Source organism: Candidatus Cloacimonadota bacterium (assembly GCA_011372345.1).
GTDB lineage: Bacteria > Cloacimonadota > Cloacimonadia > Cloacimonadales > TCS61 > DRTC01.
Window position 1 is genome coordinate 1 of record DRTC01000448.1, and the last position, 3,855, is coordinate 3,855.

Sequence of the window (3,855 nt, forward strand, 5' to 3'; positions counted from 1 at the left end):
GTGCGAGAAAGTATTATTCGAAATGAAATTTCTTTATCAGTTGTATTCCTCCCGAAAGCTTTCGGGAGAATTTGGGAACAAGAATGTGTCCCAATCGAAGATTGGTCTTTTCTCAAAACTTGTTTTTGAAGAAAAATTAGGTACTTTATCTCTTCATTGGTGATTTGCCCTCGTCAAAACATTACTTTATCTCTTCAATTATTGATTTGTATTCGTCAAATTGGCACTTTATCTCTTAAATCTCGGTGTCCATTCCGGAGTAATTCTCATTCCCTGAAAATAACCATTCTCAAATCCTAAATCTTCACAAATTTCAACTGCAAATTGATATTCTTCAGGTGTAATCGATCGATCTATTTCAGGAAATTCGTTTGCTCGATATGTCGGATAATATTGAGCCATTAGACTGATAAATGTCTGATTTCCCAGATTTTCTGCGATCCATTTCAAAATTCCATCGATTCCATTTTTATTTTCCGGAAGCATCAAAAGCCGAATCAGAACACCTTTTTCTGCAATTCCGTTTTTATCCAACTTTAATAATCCTACCTGCTTTTGCATTTCTTCCAGGGATAGTTTGGCATATTTTGGATAATCCTTGATCAATGAATATTTTAATCCGCTCTCTGCCGAAAAATATTTGAAATCAGGCATGTAAATATCGATCAGACCAGCCATCATTTCTAAAGTTTCAGGAAGTTCATACCCGTTAGAATTCCAGACGAGAGGAATTTCCAGACCTCTTTCTTTAGCAATCAAAATCGCTTCCCTGATCTGAAACGAAAAATGAGTCGGGGATACAAAATTGATATTATGAACACCGGAATTCTGTAATTCCAAGATAATTTCTACGAGTTCGGAAATCGAATATTCCTGTCCCCAACCAAGTTGGCTGATCTGATAATTCTGGCAAAAAACACATCGCAAATTGCAATTGCTGAAAAAAATGGTCCCGCTACCCTTAGTTCCGCTGATAACCGGTTCTTCTCCCAAATGTTTCTGCCAGGAATTTATTTTCAGTTTTATTCCGCTTTGACAAAAACCATCATTTATTCTTCGATCTTTTCCACATTTGTGAGGACATATACGGCAATAATAAAAATTACTGAACATTCTTTTCTTTTACTTTTAAAACTGAACTCGACTTGCAACGACCGGAGGAAGTGCGAGTTGAAAGCAGTTTTCAATTTGCCGCAATTCTTGAGTCGCGTTCCCTGCAGTCATTACAACTCAAGTCTTGCTTATAGATCAGCATTGATCTGTCACAATCAAGATGATTGTTTTACATTTTTTGCATCTTTCAGAGTTTTCTGAATGAATTCCGATTTTGATTCTGTATACGCTTCTCTGTTATATTGATATTTTTCCGCCGATTTGATCTTTAATTTACAATATTCTTCCCGTACGGCTTTACTTCTATGCAAACGTTCTCGAAAGAGCAAATAGTTTTTCCAACGCTCGGTATTATAGACGATCATATGCAAGTGATGAGTGCGTTTGTCTTCTTTTCCCTTTACAAAAAAATAACGACCGGGAATTCCTGCTTCACCTTTGAATTGATAACCGATCTTTTCCATGATCTTTATGGTTTTATCAGCAGTCTTCATCGAATCGACTCCAATCAGGATATCGATGATCGGTTTCGCACAGAGCCAGGGAATAGATGTGCTGCCAATATGCTGGATATCGATTACCAAACTTCCGATCGCTTTTTCCAATATTTTTTCTTCATTTCTATATAGTGTGATCCACTCAGGACAAAATTTGGATAATTTAACGATTTTCCGGTCAAGACCGATTATTTCTTCTTTTTCTTTCATTTTCCAACCTTTTCAATAGCTTCTCTCATACTTATTGGATCGACATAAAGGGTCCTCTGGTTTGAATAAATCACATAACCTGCCGGACTTGATCTCGGTTTACGAACATATCGAATTTGTGTATAATCCACAGGAACATTCGTTGATTTTTTTGCTTTGCTGTAATATGCAGCTAATCTGCAGCAAAGCCGTTTCAGATTTTCCGGTAATTCTTTTTTTCCAAAATTTCTCAAGATCACATGAGTTCCGTGAAAAATCCTGGTATGAAACCACCAGTCATGCGGTTTTGCCAGTTTTGTGGTCAGCAGATCATTTTCCTTATTTGTGCGTCCGATAAAAACTTCCCAATTTTCATCAACTTTGAATTTCCGGTATTTTTTTTTCTCTTTTATTAATTTTGATTTATCCTTTTTATTGATATCATGAAAAAAATCGCTTTCCCGGAGCTTTTGAATTTCCTCATTTAAAATTTCAATTTCTTTTTTCGTTTTGTTGATTTGCAGAGCAATGATTTTTTTTCCATTTTTTGCTTTCCGATATTTTTTAAAATAAAGATCAATATTCTGCTGAGCATTTTTTCCCGGAAATAAAGAAATTTTCAGTTCCGGGAATCCTTGTTGATAATAGTTTTTCACATTAATAGAATCCATTCCCGGTTTTATATTTCTGTAATTTGCTTTCAGAAGTTCAGCAAATTGTTTCCATTTTTCTTCATTTCTGGCATCAGAAAATTCTTTATCCAATTTCTCAATTTTATGTTTTTTTTTCTGAATTTGTTTTTTCAAGTTCGAGATTTTCCGCCTTTTTAATTTCTCATTTCTAATAACGAAAATATGTTCGTAATAAAGCTTTTCAAACAATTCATTAATATCATTAAAACCTCCCTGAGCATTTGATCCTTCAATAATTTTTCCTTTATCATCATAAGTCAGAGGATAATCGATCTTTTCTTTAATGTTTTCATATTCTGCTTGCGGAGGTTCATACTTAATTCCAGGTAAAATCTGACGAAAACGGTTTTCTGCAAAACTGACCTTTTTCAGACAATCAATGATTATTCTATTTTCTTTGAGCAAAATAATATTTTGATAATGAGGGATAAGTTCAATAATTAAGTGATATTCAATTTTCTGATTGTAAACATCAATTTTTGAGAAAAGGAAGTCTAATATTTTGTCTTTTTCAAAAATACGGATATTTTCAAAGTTTGCATTTCTCAAGTGAGAATTGAAAATTTTCAATTCTCTGACATCTGAAAATGGCAGTTTTTTTATTTTTGAAAAAAAACAGAAACTATTTTCCGGAGAAAGATTTATTTGGAGAGTTTTTTTATTCTTTGAAAAGAGGAAAGCATACTGATCTTCAAATTTTACGATTTTAGTAAAGATCAAATTGAATGATTCATTTACTAAAACCCATTCTTCCAAATATTTATACTGCATAGATTCTCCAAGTTTTGATCCGGAAATGAAACCTTTTAAATCTATTTTTTTTGGCAAGATAAAACTTTTTTATGGACAATAAACACCCTTTTTTTGAATGAAGTATAAAAGAATCGAAATTTAATATTTGAATGACTTTGTCATTCTGAGGAATTCTTCTTGCTTCTTTCACGAAGAATCTCAAAGATAATAAGATTCCTTGGAATGACATTGAAAATACAGGAGGATTTAGATGAAAAAATACCGATTATTAGTTTTAATGATCATCCAGGTTTTATTAGGGAGTTATCTTTTTTCACAGGAACATATAGCTCTCACTTTAAATGTCAAAGGTGATGTAGACCTGAAAAGAGAAGCCAAAACTTCGGATGTCAAAAAGGGAGATGAGCTTTATAATGATGATGAATTGATCAGCATGGAAGATTCTTATGCTGCTATCAAATTCATCGATGAGAGTTCCATTGTAAAATTATTTCCCAACAGCAGTTTGAAAATCCACATCGAAGCAGAAAATCGGAAGATCCATTTCCTGAAAATGGGAGAATTATGGACGCAAGTATCAAAGGGATTTGGAGAATTAACCATTGAAACAC

4 protein-coding genes are annotated in these 3,855 nt (G+C 33.4%); 1 reads left to right on the forward strand and 3 read right to left on the reverse strand.

Annotated elements, in window-relative coordinates:
* Window positions 1-228: 228 nt before the first annotated feature.
* The 3 genes from ENL20_08720 to ENL20_08730 form a co-directional block, all read right to left on the reverse strand.
* Entirely contained in the window at window positions 229-1,113 is an 885-nt protein-coding gene (locus ENL20_08720) for a radical SAM protein (protein HHE38639.1), read from the reverse strand.
* Between the two features lie 155 nt (window positions 1,114-1,268).
* A complete protein-coding gene (locus ENL20_08725) occupies window positions 1,269-1,820 on the reverse strand; it encodes a GrpB family protein (GenBank protein ID HHE38640.1) in 552 nt (183 codons plus the stop codon).
* On the reverse strand, window positions 1,817-3,262 hold the full coding sequence (locus tag ENL20_08730; GenBank protein ID HHE38641.1) for a DUF814 domain-containing protein: 1,446 nt from the start codon (window positions 3,260-3,262) through the stop codon (window positions 1,817-1,819). Before ENL20_08730 ends, ENL20_08725 begins: the two co-directional genes overlap by 4 nt.
* A 232-nt stretch (window positions 3,263-3,494) precedes the next feature.
* Here ENL20_08730 and ENL20_08735 point away from each other — a divergent pair.
* A partial coding sequence (locus tag ENL20_08735; GenBank protein ID HHE38642.1) for a hypothetical protein occupies window positions 3,495-3,855 on the forward strand: 361 nt, incomplete at its 3' end.

What these genes read in the sequence shown, in the direction of transcription:
- ENL20_08720 (HHE38639.1), bottom strand. Translation starts at nt 1,113, where the DNA reads ATGTTCAGTAATTTTTATTATTGCCGTATATGTCCTCACAAATGTGGA.
- ENL20_08725 (HHE38640.1), bottom strand. Translation starts at nt 1,820, where the DNA reads ATGAAAGAAAAAGAAGAAATAATCGGTCTTGACCGGAAAATCGTTAAA.
- ENL20_08730 (HHE38641.1), bottom strand. Translation starts at nt 3,262, where the DNA reads ATGCAGTATAAATATTTGGAAGAATGGGTTTTAGTAAATGAATCATTC.